General features: G+C 70.9%; 12 protein-coding genes. 7 read left to right on the top strand and 5 right to left on the bottom strand.

Translation table 11 applies throughout. The annotated features are described in order from the left end of the window. Positions 1-48: 48 nt before the first annotated feature. From cysC to GTY47_RS22540, 4 genes are all read right to left on the bottom strand, one after another. Complete coding sequence (gene cysC / locus GTY47_RS22555; protein WP_029181698.1) at positions 49-618, bottom strand: adenylyl-sulfate kinase; 570 nt, start codon at positions 616-618, stop codon at positions 49-51. An 87-nt stretch (positions 619-705) separates the two neighbouring features. Further along, positions 706-1,683 (bottom strand): 2,3-diaminopropionate biosynthesis protein SbnA, encoded by a 978-nt coding sequence (sbnA, locus tag GTY47_RS22550; RefSeq protein ID WP_010047354.1) that lies wholly within the window; start codon positions 1,681-1,683, stop codon positions 706-708. Between the two features lie 86 nt (positions 1,684-1,769). Next, complete coding sequence (locus GTY47_RS22545) at positions 1,770-3,854, bottom strand: DUF1015 family protein (protein ID WP_010047353.1); 2,085 nt, start codon at positions 3,852-3,854, stop codon at positions 1,770-1,772. Positions 3,855-4,121: 267 nt separating this feature from the next. After that, the gene (locus tag GTY47_RS22540) at positions 4,122-5,339 is read right to left on the bottom strand and encodes an ATP-grasp domain-containing protein (RefSeq protein WP_158688468.1); all 1,218 of its coding nucleotides are present in this window, start codon (positions 5,337-5,339) and stop codon (positions 4,122-4,124) included. Positions 5,340-5,637: 298 nt separating this feature from the next. Here GTY47_RS22540 and dapA point away from each other — a divergent pair, with 298 nt between their 5' ends. Then, positions 5,638-6,522: a 4-hydroxy-tetrahydrodipicolinate synthase gene (dapA, locus tag GTY47_RS22535; RefSeq protein ID WP_010047349.1), complete on the top strand. Its 885-nt coding sequence runs from the start codon at positions 5,638-5,640 to the stop codon at positions 6,520-6,522. Between the two features lie 88 nt (positions 6,523-6,610). On the opposite strand, the gene GTY47_RS22530 is transcribed toward dapA, so the two are convergent. Next, complete coding sequence (locus GTY47_RS22530; RefSeq protein WP_029181697.1) at positions 6,611-7,543, bottom strand: proline dehydrogenase family protein; 933 nt, start codon at positions 7,541-7,543, stop codon at positions 6,611-6,613. Positions 7,544-7,681: 138 nt separating this feature from the next. Here GTY47_RS22530 and GTY47_RS22525 point away from each other — a divergent pair, with 138 nt between their 5' ends. The 6 genes from GTY47_RS22525 to GTY47_RS22500 all read left to right on the top strand — a co-directional run bounded on the left by GTY47_RS22525 (position 7,682) and on the right by GTY47_RS22500 (position 14,129). Continuing rightward, entirely contained in the window at positions 7,682-8,191 is a 510-nt protein-coding gene (locus GTY47_RS22525; RefSeq protein WP_158688467.1) for a DinB family protein, read from the top strand. Between the two features lie 8 nt (positions 8,192-8,199). Continuing rightward, positions 8,200-8,763: a flavin reductase family protein gene (locus tag GTY47_RS22520; protein WP_102514965.1), complete on the top strand. Its 564-nt coding sequence runs from the start codon at positions 8,200-8,202 to the stop codon at positions 8,761-8,763. An 88-nt stretch (positions 8,764-8,851) separates the two neighbouring features. Next, the gene (locus GTY47_RS22515) at positions 8,852-10,432 is read left to right on the top strand and encodes an amino acid adenylation domain-containing protein (RefSeq protein ID WP_040904247.1); all 1,581 of its coding nucleotides are present in this window, start codon (positions 8,852-8,854) and stop codon (positions 10,430-10,432) included. Then, the gene (locus GTY47_RS22510; RefSeq protein WP_010047341.1) at positions 10,429-11,703 is read left to right on the top strand and encodes an MFS transporter; all 1,275 of its coding nucleotides are present in this window, start codon (positions 10,429-10,431) and stop codon (positions 11,701-11,703) included. Before GTY47_RS22515 ends, GTY47_RS22510 begins: the two co-directional genes overlap by 4 nt. Next, positions 11,700-12,800 (top strand): alpha/beta fold hydrolase, encoded by a 1,101-nt coding sequence (locus GTY47_RS22505; RefSeq protein ID WP_010047340.1) that lies wholly within the window; start codon positions 11,700-11,702, stop codon positions 12,798-12,800. Before GTY47_RS22510 ends, GTY47_RS22505 begins: the two co-directional genes overlap by 4 nt. Before the next feature lie 39 nt (positions 12,801-12,839). Further along, a complete protein-coding gene (locus GTY47_RS22500) occupies positions 12,840-14,129 on the top strand; it encodes an ATP-grasp domain-containing protein (protein ID WP_010047338.1) in 1,290 nt (429 codons plus the stop codon). Positions 14,130-14,143: the final 14 nt, after the last annotated feature.

Below are 14,143 nucleotides of genomic sequence, written 5' to 3'. Positions count from 1 at the left end.
TCCGGTGCAGGGTGTCGCGGGTTCCGACGGGCGCCACCGTGGTGGCCATCAGACGAGTCCCCTCTCGGCGAGGAGGTCGATGACCGCCGTCACCGACTTCTCCACGGTCAGCGACTGGGTGTCGAGCCGCAGATCGGGGGCGACCGGCGGCTCGTACGGGTCGTCGACCCCGGTGAGCCCCTTCAGCTCACCCGCGGCCTGCTTGGCGTACAGACCCTTCACGTCCCGCTCGCTGCACACCTCCACCGGAGTCGCCACGTGGATCTCCAGGTAGGGGGTGCCGGTCGCCTCGTGGCGGCTGCGGACCGTCTCGCGGCTGTCGGTGTACGGCGCGATCACCGGGACGAGGACGATGACGCCGTTGCGGGCGAGCAGATCGGCGACGTAGCCGATGCGCTGCACGTTGGTGTGCCGGTCCTCGCGGCTGAAGCCGAGGCCGGCCGACAGGAAGGTGCGGATCTCGTCGCCGTCGAGCACTTCCACGCGCAGGCCCCGGGAGCGCAGGATCCCGGCGGCGGCCGAGGCGATGGTCGTCTTGCCCGCGCTCGGCAGGCCCGTCAGCCAGACGGTGGCACCGGGGTGGTGGTGCGGTGCGGCCGGGGGCGTCGTGGTGGGCAGGCCGAGGGGCTGGGTGGACACGTTCACTGGGTCTCTCCGTCGTGGGGGTCAGGTGTCGGCTGCCGTGCGGAAGCGCCGGCAGGAGGCCTAGAGGGGAAGTTCCGGGGAGGCTTCGGTGTGCAGGCCGGCGAGCGGGCCGTAGGTCTCGATCACCCAGGCGTCGTTGTAGAGGGTGTCGACGTACCGGTCGGCGAGGTCGGGGGCGATGGCCACCGCGATGGCGTCCCCTCCCTCGGGGAGGCGGTTGCGTGCGGCGCTGACCACCGTTCCCGTGGAGCCGCCGAACAGGTAGCCGTGGCGGGCCAGTTCGCGGCAGGTGACGACGGTGTCGGCCTCGTCGACGAGCAGGACCTCGTCCACCAGGCCCTCGTCGAGGATGTCCGGCCGCCTGCTGGTGCCGAGACCCGGGATGTAGCGCGGCGCCGGTGTGCTGCCGAAGGTGACCGAGCCGACGCTGTCGACCGCCACGATGCGTACCTCGGGCCTGCGTTCCTTGAAGTAGCGGGCGCAGCCCATCAGGGTGCCCGTGGTGCCCGCGCCGACGAAGAGGTAGTCGAGGCAGGGGTGCTGCTTGTCGATGGCGGGGGCCGTGAGTTCGTAGTGCGCGCGCCAGTTGTACTGGCTGGCGTACTGGTTGAGCCAGACGAACTCGGGGTTGTTCCGGCAGAGTTCCTGGACGTAGCTGATGCGGGATCCGAGGTAGCCGCCCGTGGCGTCGGGCTTGGTGATGAGGACGACCCGCGCGCCTAAGGCCTCGATCAGGGACCTGGTGGTGGCGTTCGACCTGGGGTCGGTGATGCAGACGAACTGGTAGCCCCGGCTGGCGGCCACCATCGCGAGGGCGACTCCCAGATTCCCCGAGGAGGACTCCACGAGTACGGACCCGGATCTGAGCCTGCCCTCGCGCTCCGCGGCGTCCACCATGGACGTAGCGGCCTTGAGCTTGACGGAACCGGCAAAGTTGAATCCCTCGCACTTGAGCAGCAGTTGCCTGCGAAGGATCGGCTCCAGATTCACGTAGAGGTCGTCGATGATCAGCTCGTCCGGAGACTGAATCGTGGGCATGCTGCGCTCAACCGCCTGTGACTCTCGGGGAAACATCGTGGGGATGACTCATGTGCGTGCCGCACCTCGGACGGTGAGACGGGGAGTCAGGACTGGGGGACGATCCGCTTGGGGTCCTGGCGCAGCTGCTGGTACAGGTCGAGGGCCCAGCTGACGTGTGCGCGAAGGCCGCCGTCCTCGGGGAACTCCGTCAGCTCGGGCACCGTCTCCACGGGCGGTTCGATGCCCTTGCTGTTGAGGACACGGGTGAAGAAGTGGTCGACGCCCGAGGTGCGGTGGTTGCTCAGCGTCAGGTCCGGGCGCGGTTCCCAGGTGAGCTGGGCGGGGTCGAAGTCGAGGCCCAGGCGGGCGCTGACCTGGCTCATGACGGAGTCCGGCCTGGAGCGGAAGTCGTAGGCGTCGACGAGGACGTAGTCGATGCCGTTGTCCCGGCAGTGCGCGATGTGGCTTTCGAGGGCCTGCCAGCCGGTCTCGGCCAGGGGGAACTCCAGCGTGCTTCCGGCCCTGCGCTTCACCTCGCGGCGGGAGCTTATGGTCAGCCGCGGGTCGCGGATCAGGAAGACGGGCACGGAGGTCGCCACGGCGAGCAGTTCGCCGATGCGGTCGCCCGCCTGGAAGGCGATCTCCTTGATCAGCAGGGAGTTTCCGCTCTTGGCGCCGACGACCGCCGAGAGGTCGACGGCGTTGCGCACCGATTCCCAGGCGTGTTCGGGGCCGTGTCCGTCGAAGTAGGCGGCCTCGAAGGGTTCGTGGGCGTAGTACCCGACGGCGGGGTTGTTCCACAGGACCCGGGCGAAGGCCGTCGACGCGGTGCGGGGAGGCGCCACGACGACGTGGACGGCATCGTGCTTGGCGGTCAGGTCGGGCGAGGGATGAGACATGGTTTTCTCCTTCAGCGGTCGGGACTCGGGCCGGGTGTGCACGCGCATGACGAGGCCGAGCGGCGGCTTGAGCGGGAAGTAGGTCGATTTCCTGGGCAGGCGGCGCCCGGCGAGGGCGACGCGGTGGATGTCCGCTGCGCCGGGTGGGTTGAGCAGCACGGCGCATCCGCCCCCGCGGGCCGCCTCGGCCACGGCGTCCTCGGCGGAGCCGAGGGGCTCGGAGTCCACCGTGCTGCCTGAGCGGAGCCGGGGCAGGAAGTGACGGGCCGCCAGCTCGGCGTCGGTGAGGCCGGCTCCGCCAGGCTCCGGACGGAGGTGGGTGAGGCAGTGGCGTTCGCCGTCGCTCAGCAGCGCGACCCGGTCGTCATGGCGGGCGGCCAGCCGTGCGAGGGCGGAGGACAGGGTGCCCTCGCAGACCTCGTGCGGATGGGCCGGGCCCAGCCGTCGCAGGGCGGCGTCCAGTGGCAGGCCGCGGATCACGTGGTGGAAGGCACGCGGCGTCATCGGATGCTGTTCCATGTCGACGAGGAGCGCCAGGCTGTGGTCCCAGAATCCGGCGGGCCGGGCGTGTGCCGGCGGCCGCTCGCGAAGCCGGGTGTGGGCCGAGAAGCGGTGGTGTCCGTCGGCTATCACGGCCTGGCCCGCGGCCAGTTCGTCCTGGACGGCGGCGATCTCCCGTTCGTCGGTGACCGCCCACAGCCGGTGCAGGGTGCCGTGGCCGGTGACCGCTTCGAGCAGGGCGGGGCGCTCGGCGGCGGCCGCGATGGTCGCAGCCATGGTTCCGGTGCCCCGGTACCAGAGCATCAGGGGTTCGACATCGGCCCGGAGCCCGGCCAGCGTCGTGACGAGGCGGTCGACGACGTGCGCCGAGACGTCCTCGTGCGGGGCCACCCCGCTGTACGCGTGCGGGCCGCCGCGCAGTGCGCCGATGACGCCGCGCAGCGTCGCTCCCGACGGGTCCCGCTGTTCGTAGGCGTAGAACGCCGGTCGGGTGTCGGCCCGCAGGACCCCGCGGGAGAGCCACGCCCGGAGCAGGCGCCCGGACTCGCCGGGATCACGGGCCTCCGGCGGGGGCAGGACGAGGCGCAGGACGTGGTGCGGGGGGAGGCCGGCGAGGACGTCGGTCGCGCGCCGGGCGGCCGTCCCCGCCTCGGTGGAGGAGGCGATGAACGCGGATGCCGTGCGGGAGTCTCGCGTGTTGTAGAAGACCCCGGGGAACGGCTCCAGTCGAAGTCCGGTGCGTTGAGTGTGGTCCGCCTGACGATGCGCACGGGTTTGGCTGTACGGCATGGACACTTTCGAAGCGGGGAGAGGGCCGAACGCGAACCGCAAGGTTTACGGCCGCGATGACTATCCGTGGGAAGTTCTGCTGGTGGCGTCGCTTCCCACGGCGATGCTGCCATCGCCCGCGGCGGGAGTGGAGGCCGACGAGCGATCATCAAGCGGCAGGACCTAATCAGGAAGGCAGGAGAAAGTGCCGCGAGCCATCAAATTCGGGCGGAACGGACTGTGTGGACATGTGGGAGGTCCCCGGCGCGGGCCGGGGCTCCTGACCGGTCAGACCTCCTCGGGCACGATGTCGATCCGGTATTCCTCCACGACCCGCCGGATCGCCGCCTCGGCCTCCTCCGGGCGGTCGGCCCGGACGTAGACGACGGCGCTGGCGGAGGCGGAGTTCAGGTGGGCCGGGACGACGTCGCCCTTCCTGCGGAGCATGTCGACCCGGACGACGGACGGCAGCGCGGCCAGCTCCTCCTCCGTCGTCTGCTCGACGATCCGTCCGGGGGAGATGGGGAGATGGCAGTGGGCCAGCACGCCCTCCTCGTCCTTGAGCTCCAGCTTCGGGCTGAGGCCCAGGGCCAGCTCGAGGCACGCGCGCCACAGGTCGGCGCCGGTGTGCATGCGGATGGACTCGGGGAACAGGCCGCCCGCGGGCCGGCAGGCGATCTCCCCCGCGATCAGGCCGTCGGACGTCTCGAAGAACTCCATGTGCGTCACGCCGGAATCCAGCCCGAGGCTGCTCACCGCCTGCGCGTGCATCTCCGTCATGCGCTGCCGTGTGGGGTCGTCGGGCGGCAGGATGCACGAGCCGAGGAAACCGTCCCGGGTGAGGACGGGGGATGTGTAGCGGGACCCGACGGAGAAGAGGACCTGTCCGTTCTCGACGATGGCGTCGAAGTGGTACTCCGCGCTCATCTCCACGAACCGCTCGGCGAGCAGGGGCACGGGCAGGGCCCTGACGCGCTCCGCGGCCGGCGTCCGGCAGAACTCCTCGAAGTGCTCCGGTCCGTGGATGACGCTCACGTTGATGGAACCGCCGCCGATCATCGGTTTGATCACCAGGGGCCAGCCCAGGTGGGCGGCGGCCTCCGGGACCTGGTGGAGACCGGCCACCAGCCGGAAGCCGGTGACGGGCAGCCCTCCGGCCGCGAAGCGCTGCTTCATCACGTACTTGTTGGAGAAGTTGTTGGCCACGTCCAGGCCGGTGCCGGGCAGCCCGAAGTACGAGCGGAGGTAGCCCGCCGCCGACTGGCCGAGCTCGAACGGGGCGAAGATGCGGTCGATGCGGCGCTCACGCAGGATCTCGAGCACCTTCGCCCGCATCACCTCGAGGTTCTGCACGCTCGGGACGGTGTGGACGTCCACATCGGGGCCGTACTGCTGTACGTGCCCCGGCTCGGTGATCACCGTGAGGTGGCCGATCTCCTCGGCGGTGCGGATCCGGTCCGGCAGGACGTTCTTCATGACATGCAGCAACAGGACGTTCGAGCCCAAGATCATCTCCTGGTGATGGCGTGCGGACGCTCTTCTGCCGCGAGACGCACGACGGCTTGCAAGGAGCGGCGCAGCAAGTCTTGTTCCGGCCCTCGCGCTCGGCCAGGCGGGTCCGGGATCATATTTGTGTCCGACACGGATAGGCCGCCGGAACAAGGAGGCACGATCCCCGCCGAATGGGATGTTGCACGCCCCTTCGGGGCACCTCCGGTTCGGTACGCTCGGCGCCTCAACGGCCGGACCGATCGAGGTCGTTGACCGACCTCTCTGCCCGGACACACATGATGGAGGCTGACGGGTGAACAAGTTGGAGGGCGTGTATCTCCCGCTCGTGACGCCGTTTCACGACGGCGCCGTCGACATGGAGTCGCTGCGGCGGCTGGTCGAGCACTACAAGGGCCTCGGGATCGCCGGATTCGTCCTGCTCGGCACGACGGGCGAGAGCCCGACGATCGAGCCGGACGAGCAGAGGTCGCTCGTCGCCGCGGCCCTCGACGCCGTGGCCGGTGACTTGCCCGTCTACGTCGGTGTCGGCGGTAACTCCACCAAGCACGTGGCGCGGGGCGTCGCCTCGTACGAGTCCATGGACTTGGCCGGCTACCTGGTCGTCACGCCGTACTACAACCGGCCGTCCCCCGACGGGCTGGTAGAGCACTTCCGGGCCGTGGCCGCTGAGACCGAGCGGACGGTGATCGCCTACAACGTCCCCTACCGGACCGGCGTCAACCTGTCGAACGACGCGCTCCTCGGACTGGCCGCCACCGTGCCCAACATCCGGGCCATCAAGGACGCCACGGGGAACGTCCTGCAGAGCCTCGATCTGCTGCACCGCGCCCCGGACGACCTCGCCGTGCTGACCGGCGAGGATCCGCTCTACTTCACCAGTGTCGTAAACGGCGCCGCCGGCGGCATCCTGGCCTCGGCCCACCTGGCGACGACCACGTTCGTCGAGATCATGGAGGCGCTCGCCGACGAGCGCCTGGAGAAGGCGCGGGCGTCCTGGCGGGGCATCAGCCCCATGATCCCAGCCCTGTTCAGCGAGTCGAACCCGATGCCGCTGAAGTACTGCCTGTGGCGTCTCGGGCTGATCCGCTCCGCCGAGTGCCGGCTGCCGCTCACCCGCGTCTCGGACCAGCTCGCCGGCCGGCTGGACGAACTGGTCGGAGGGCTGACCACCCCTTAGGGAGTGTCCGCGAAGTCCCGCCTGCCCCGCGGAACCCGTTCACCGCAGTGCCCGTCGGCACTGCGGTGAACGGGTTCGTACGCGATGCTCAGCTCGGCCGTGCCAGCGCCCTCAGGAAGAACAGGGTGTTGGCGGGGCGCTCGGCGAGGCGCCGGGTGAAGTAGCCGTACCACTCCGGCCCGAACGGCAGGTAGACCCGCACCCGGTGGCCCGCCGCCGCCAGGCGGCGCTGTTCGCCGCCCCGCACGCCGTAGAGCATCTGGTGCTCGAACTGCCCCGGTCGACGCCCGTGACGCCGGGCGAGTTCCGTGGTGATGCCGATCAGCCGCGGATCGTGGGTGGCGACCAGTGGCCGGGCGTCCCCCGCGAAGAGGGTGCGCAGGCAGCGGACGAAGGCCCGGTCGACGTCGGCGCGCCGCTGGAACGCCACCGACGCCGGTTCCCGGTAGGCGCCCTTGACCAGGCGTACGCGAGCGCCCGCGCGCTGGAGGTCCGCGCAGTCGGCGGGCGTGCGCCGTAGTGCGGCCTGGACCGCCACGCCGGTCAGCGGGAAGTCCCGGCGCAGTTCCCGTGCGATCTCCAGGGTGGAGTCCGTGGTGGTGTGGTCCTCCATGTCGAGGGTGACCAGCACCCCGGCCTTCTTCGCGGCGGCGCAGACGACCCGTGCGTGGTCGAGGGCCCGCGCGGGGCCGCCGGGGCCGTTCAGCTGCCCCAACGCCGAGAGCTTGACGGAGAGTTCGCTCACCTCGCTGCCGAGACCCGCGTCCGCCAGACGGCCGGCGAACGCGACGAAGGCGTCCCGTGTCCGGAGCGTCCGGGCCGGGTCTGTCTCGTACTCGCCCAGGGAGTTGTACGTGACGCACAGCCGCTCGGCGACGAGTGCCGAGCCTCCGGCGACCGCCTCGGCCGGCGTCTCCCCGGCGACGAACCGGTCGACCACGGCTCTGGACGCGGGCAGTGCCCGCAATGCCGTGTGCACACGGTCCTGGCGTGCGGCGAACAGCAAAACACGACGCAACATGACATCTCCAACCTGAAACCTGCGAGAACGTCTTTCCAAGAAAGTGGCCGAAATCGTCCTGCGTTCCGACCAGTTGACGACACACGGAACAAGAGAAACGGTTGCCCCGGTCGTAAGTGGTTCCCTAACATGCCTGCCGTGGACGACCTTGAGATCATTTTCGAGCATCACCTATGGGCGACCCGAACACTCATCGAGCACTGCCAGACACTCACGCCGGAACAACTGGAGTTATCCACTCCGGGAACCTACGGCGCAATCGTCCCGACGATCACGCACATCATCGCGGAGGATCAGCGTCTTCTCCAGCGTCTGACGGGTGAGCGGGCCGAGGTCCCGGTGACCGAGGACGAGGACTTCACCCTGGAGCAACTGCACTCCGTCTGGGGCGGTCAGTCCGAACGCTGGCGCAAAGTGCTCGCACAGCGCGAGTCCCTCGACGTGACGCTGCCGGCCCGCGATCCCTGGCCCGCCGTGCCCGGCGCCCGGCCACTGATCCTGCTGGAGGCGATCCAGCACGGCAACGACCACCGGACCCACGTGTGTTCGGTCCTGGGCGCGCACGGACTGCCCATCGAGTTCCTGTGCGGCTGGGCCTTCTGGCGCTCCACCGGGCGGGTCGCCCGGGCCGGCGAGCCCGCCGCGTAACCGCCTCCTTGGACACGCATCCCGAGGCTGCCGTTGCCGACACCGCGCTGTTCCGCGGAGTCCTGGGGCATTTCTGTACCGGTGTGGTCGTCGTCTCCGCGCTCGGACCCGACGGCCCGAAGGGGCTGACCTGCCAGTCGTTCGCCTCGCTGTCGCTCGACCCGCCGCTGGTGCTCTTCAGCCCGGCCCGCACCTCGACGAGCTGGCCCCGGATCCGTGAGATCGGCACCTTCTGCGTCAGCGTTCTCGCCGAGGGCCAACAGCAGCTCAGCGCGCAGCTGGCCCGGTCCGGCACCGACAAGTTCGCGGGCGTCGAATGGAGCACCACGCCACTGGGCGCACCCCGGCTGACCGGGGCCGTCGCCTGGCTGGACTGCACCCTGCACGCGGAGTACGACGGCGGTGACCACACCATCGTGGTCGCGGCGGTCCGTCACCTCGGCGCCCAGCCGCACGTACGGCCTCTGCTGTATTACCAGGGCCGGTACGCCACCCTGAATTTCCAGCACTTTTCCCCGCACGGTTCACCGCAGTATTCGATCGATTCCGCACACGGTTCCACGCGCCGCTAGAAACCACGGCCGAGGCAGACGGCACCGGAGAATCGACACGCCTGGCTCGACAGCAGGCGGCCATGAGCTCGTTGAGAGGGCATTCGCGATGGAAAGCTCGTCTGCCGCGCAATCCGTGGTCGAGACGTGGTCGGCCGAGGCCACTTCACTCGCCGGCGCATTTCGCGTCGTGGCCCGTCACCACCCGGACGACATCGCGGTGAAGGACGAAGAGAACGTGCTCGGTTATCGCGAGCTCGATGACCTCTCCGACCGGATCGCGGCCCGGCTGCGGGCGCGGGGCGCGGTCGACGGGCAGCTGGTGGGTGTCGTGATCGACCGGTCCGTGAGCACGCCCGCCGCACTGCTGGGGGTGCTGAAGGCGGGCTGCGCCTACGTACCGCTGGACCCGGCCTATCCGGAGAGCCGCCTGCGGCACGCGGTCGGGGACTGTGCTCTGGAGATCGTCGTCGGAGACCCGAAGACCGTGGACCAGTGCGGGCTCGGCGCGCTGCGGGTGGTCGATCCCGGTGCGGGACACGACGGCGGCGCGCCGCCCGCCGGGGAGATCGAAGCCGACGCGTCCGCCTATGTCATCTACACGTCCGGGTCGACCGGCCTGCCCAAGGGCTGTGTGGTCAGCCACGGCAATGTGCTGGCCCTCCTGCGTCACACGCTGCCCCTGTTCGACGTCGGGCCGGCAGACCGCTGGACGCTGTTCCACTCGGCCTGCTTCGACTTCTCCGTCTGGGAGTTGTGGGGTGCCCTCCTCACGGGTGCCACCGCGGTGTGTGTCCCGGCGGAGACGGCACGGGCACCGGAGGAGTTCCTCGACCTCCTGGAGCGCGAACGCGTCACCGTCCTGAGCCAGGTGCCCTCCGCGTTCCGGGCACTGTGCCGGATGGCCGGCGCCGCCGCCCCGGACCTGTCGCTGCGCTACGTCGTCTTCGGCGGGGAGAGCCTGGACCTGGACCTCGTCGGTGAGTTCGTACGGCACACGGCGCCGCGTCCGCCCGTGATGGTGAACATGTACGGCATCACCGAGACGACCGTCCACTCCACCATCAGGTTCCTGACCGGGCAGGACCTGGACGGGAAGGGCACGGCACCCGTCGGCAGGCCGCTCCCCCACGTCGTCATCAGCCTGCGCGACCGGGACATGCGGCCGGTGCCGGCGGGCGAGGCAGGGGAGATGTACATCGCCGGGGAGGGGGTCGCGAAGGGCTACCTCAACCGGCCGGAACTCACCGCCGAGCGGTTCCTCACCCTGGACACGGACGACGGACCACGGCGGTTCTACCGGACCGGCGACCTGGGGCGGGAGACGGAGTCGGGGGAACTGGAATACCTCGGGCGCAACGACCAGCAGGTGAAGGTACGCGGCTTCCGTATCGAACCCGGCGAGATCGAGACCGCGCTGCGGGACCACCCCACCGTGCGGGACGCCGCGGTGATCGCGCACGACTCCGCGCAGGGAGCGACGCTGCTGGCCTGCGTCGTCCTGCGGGACGGGGAGCCGGGCCGGCCGGCGGAAGCCGCGCTGCGCCGGCATCTCGCCACACGGCTGCCCGCCCACATGGTCCCGCGGCGGTTCGCGTTCCTTGACGACCTGCCCCTGACCCTGTCGGGGAAGCTCGACCGCAACGCCCTGCTCGGCCTGGCCGGCGCCGGCCGGAACGGCCGCCCGTGAGCATCGCGCGACGACTCGGACGAAGAGCCCGGCCGTACCACGCCCTGGTCGCGGGCGCGTTGCTCACGGCGCTGGGCCAGGGCATGTACTCGGCGGCGGGCATCATCTACTTCACCCGGGTGCTGGGGCTCTCGGTGGGCCAGGTGGGCCTGGCGCTGTCCGTGGCCGGCGCCATGGGCTTCCTGGCCGCCGTGCCGCTGGGCCGGCTCATCGACGAGATCGGCGCGCGGCGCACCGCGGTGGCGCTGCAACTCGCCAAGGCCGTCCTGGTGGCCGCGCTGGCGACGATCGAGTCCTTCTGGCTGTTCCTGGTGGCCGCCGCGCTGCTGGGTGCGGCCACCCGTGGCGGCCAGGTCGCCTGGCAGGCGCTGGTCGCGGACGTGGTGGGAGCGGATCAGCGGGTGCGGGTGCAGGCGCTGACCCGCAGCGCCTTCAACGCCGGTGTCTCCGTGGGCGTGCTGGCCGCCGCTCCCGTCATCGCGCTCACCGACCGCGGTCCGTTCGTGGCCATGCTGCTGGGCGTGGCGGTGTGCTACCTGCTGGTGTCCCAGGTGACCGCCCGGCTGCCGGTGCCCCACCAGCAGGTCCGCAAGGACGTCGCCGTGCCGCCCGCCAGGCCCGGCACCGACTTCGTGCTCCTGGGGTTCGTGACCGGATTCCTCGGGCTGCACATCAGCATCCTGGAGATCGCGATCCCCCTGTGGGTGGTCCAGCGGACCGGCACCCACGGCTCCGTGGTCTCCCTCCTGCTCTTCGTCAACACCGTCCTCGTCATCACGACCCAGGTTCCGCTCAGCCGCTGGTCGAAGTCCGTGCCCGGGGCGACCGCCTCGCTCGCGGTCTCGGGCGTCGTCGTCGCGGGGTCCTGTGCCGTCTTCGCCCTCACCCAGGGCCTCGACGGCGGGACGGCGATCGCCCTGCTCATCGCCGCGACCGTCCTGCTCACGCTGGGCGAGGTCGTCCAGTCGGCGGCGAGCTGGGGCCTCGGCTTCGAGCTCTCGCCGATCGGCGGGCGCGGCGGTCACCTCGGCGCGTTCTCGCTGGGCGCGGCCCTCCAGGACGTGGTAGGGCCGGGACTGGTCACCTTCGTCGTGATCCAGCACGCCCCGACGGGCTGGTGGCTGCTGGCCGGCGCGCTGGTCACGAGCGGCCTCGTGGCGATCCCGCTGGCCCGCCGGGCGCACCGGCAACTGATCGCACGGACGGTGGCCGCCGCGCAGAGCGGTGGCGCCGCGGAACAGGCACCCCTCAAAGGAGGCACCACCTCATGAGTCCCGAGCAGCGCACGGTCCGCGAGACCGAGGAGATCATCTGCGGCGTCTGGAGCCGGCTGCTGGACACCGACGTGCTGCCGACGGACGACTTCTTCGAGATCGGGGGCGACTCGCTGCTGGTGGTGGAGGTCCTCCTGGATCTTCGCGGGCACGGTCTCGACCTGAAGGCCGCGGCCGTGTTCAGGCACCCCACCCCGGCCGCGCTGGCCCGGTACCTGGCGGACGCGAACCCGCCGGAGCCGGCCGCCGCCACGCAGGCCCCACCGGATCTCTTCCTCAGTGCCGACGACCTCTGGAGCACCCACCGCAGCACCTGGGCCCCGGACGCGCCGCGCTGCCTCTTCCCCCTGGTGCGCGAGGGCGACGGTGAGCCCCTGTTCATCGTCCACTGGGGCAACGACGCGGGATTCGTGTGGAGTTCGACCAGTGCCTGGGGTGCCGGGCGCCCGGTGTACGGCTTCGAGGCGCCCGGGTTCCGGGGTGACATCCGGCCGGTCACCACGGTCGCCGACATGGCGGACCGCTACCTGGTGGAGCTGCTGGAGCAGCAGCCGGAGGGGCCCTACCACCTGGCGGGGCACTGCCACGGGGCCGTGGTCGCCTACGAGTTGGCCCGCCGGCTGCGGGCCAGGGGCCAGGAGGTGGCCGTCCTGGCGATGGTGAAGCCCTCAGCGCTGGAACGGTTCGTCAGCTACGGCTGGGGCCTGGACGAGATCACCCGGTACCGCCTGGAGTCCCTGGCCGCCCAGTTCTCCCTCGTGGGCGACGAGAGCCTCGACGAGGTGTTCTCCCGGATGCGCAAGGAGGGCTGGTACGACGACCGGCTCGGTCCGCAGGACCTGCCGCGCCTCCAGGTGCAGTGGTCGGCGCTCGCCCTGGCCCTGCACCAGTACGAGCCCCGGCCCTACGACGGACCCGTGCTGATCGTGCAGGACGTCAAGGACCGCGAGGACACGGAGCGCAACTGGCTCTCGGTGCTGCCGCAAGCCGAGACCCTCTGGGTCGACCACGGCGTGGACCTGCCCCGCCCGACGCTCCGTGATCCCGAGGTCGTCGCCCTCATCAGGGAGAAGCTGACCCGGCGAGCCGGCTGATCTTCGTCCTCCCCCACCGTGTCGTCCGAGAGGCAGGGAATGAGTCTCGCCATCGTCTTCGAGCAGGCCGCCGCGACCGCGGGCGAGCTGGTGACCTCGCTGGAGTCGTACGGGGACCTCCTGTTCCTGGTGGGCGACGACCCCTATGCGCGGCGGTGCGTCCCGTTGCTGGAGTCGGCCGGCACCGTCGTGGCGCTGACCGGCGACCCGGCCGGGGACGCGGCCGGCCTCAGGGCCGCCGGGGTGACCGGCCTCGTCGCGTTCGGGGACTGGGGAGTGGAGGTGGGGGCGGCGCTGGCCGCGGAACTGGACCTGCCGTTCCACGACCGGCCCACCGCGCGGGCGCTCACCGACAAGGACGTCCAGCGCCGGCTCCTCGACGAGGCAGGGGTGGCCGGTGCCCGGCACCGGCTGGTGGAGACGCCCGCCGACTGGGACACCGCAGTCCGGGGCCTCGCCTTCCCCCTGGTCGTCAAGCCCAGCCGGGGCAAGGGCAGCCGGAACACGTCCCTCGTCCGTCACGAGGCGGAAGGCCGTGACCTGGTGGCCCGGTTGCTCGACCGGGACCGGACCGGCCACGAGACGCGGCTGGTTGTCGAGGAGTACCTCGCCGGCGGCGACACGGCCCCGTACGGCGACTACGTGTCCGTGGAGTCCGTGTGCTCGGCCGGTTCCGTCCGGCATGTCGGCGTCACCGGCAAACTGCCCCTGGCGTACCCCTTCCGGGAGACCGGCCAGTTCCACCCGGCGGTCCTGCCCTCTCCCCTGCTGCGCGACGTCCTGGAGCTGGCCGAGGCGGCGCTGCGCGCCCTGGGGTGCGCGTACGGCGTCACCCACACGGAGATCAAGCTGACCGACCGGGGTCCTCGTGTGCTGGAGGTGAACGGACGGCTGGGCGGCAACATCGCCGAGCTCTACCGGCGGGCCCTCGGCATCGACATGATCAGGGTGGCCGCCGACGCCGCCCTGGGGGTGACGCCGGACCTGGACGTGACCGTGCGCGACGGCATCCACTTCCAGTACTACAACCAGCCGCCGCTCGGCGTCACCCGGCTGACGGCCGTGGAGGGCACGCGGTCGCTGCGGCCGCACCCGCACATCGAGACGTACAGCCAGTTCGTCAAGCCGGGCAGCGCCCTGCCGGACGACATGCGGTCGCTCTTCCTGGACCGGATCGCCGGGTCCGCGGGCTCGCCGCAGGAGATGTGGCGCGCCCTCGACGACTGTCTGCCCCGGCTGCGGTTCACCTTCGAGGGGCCCCAGGGGGAGACGGTGGCCGACGGCGCGCTGCTCAGGAAGCTCAACGCCCAGGGGCCGTCCGTCGACTGACGCCCCGTGACCGA

The sequence above is a fragment of the Streptomyces sp. SID5464 genome, from assembly GCF_009862985.1.
GTDB classification, from domain to species: domain Bacteria; phylum Actinomycetota; class Actinomycetes; order Streptomycetales; family Streptomycetaceae; genus Streptomyces; species Streptomyces chartreusis_D.
This window is presented reverse-complemented; position numbering and strand designations above follow the sequence as displayed.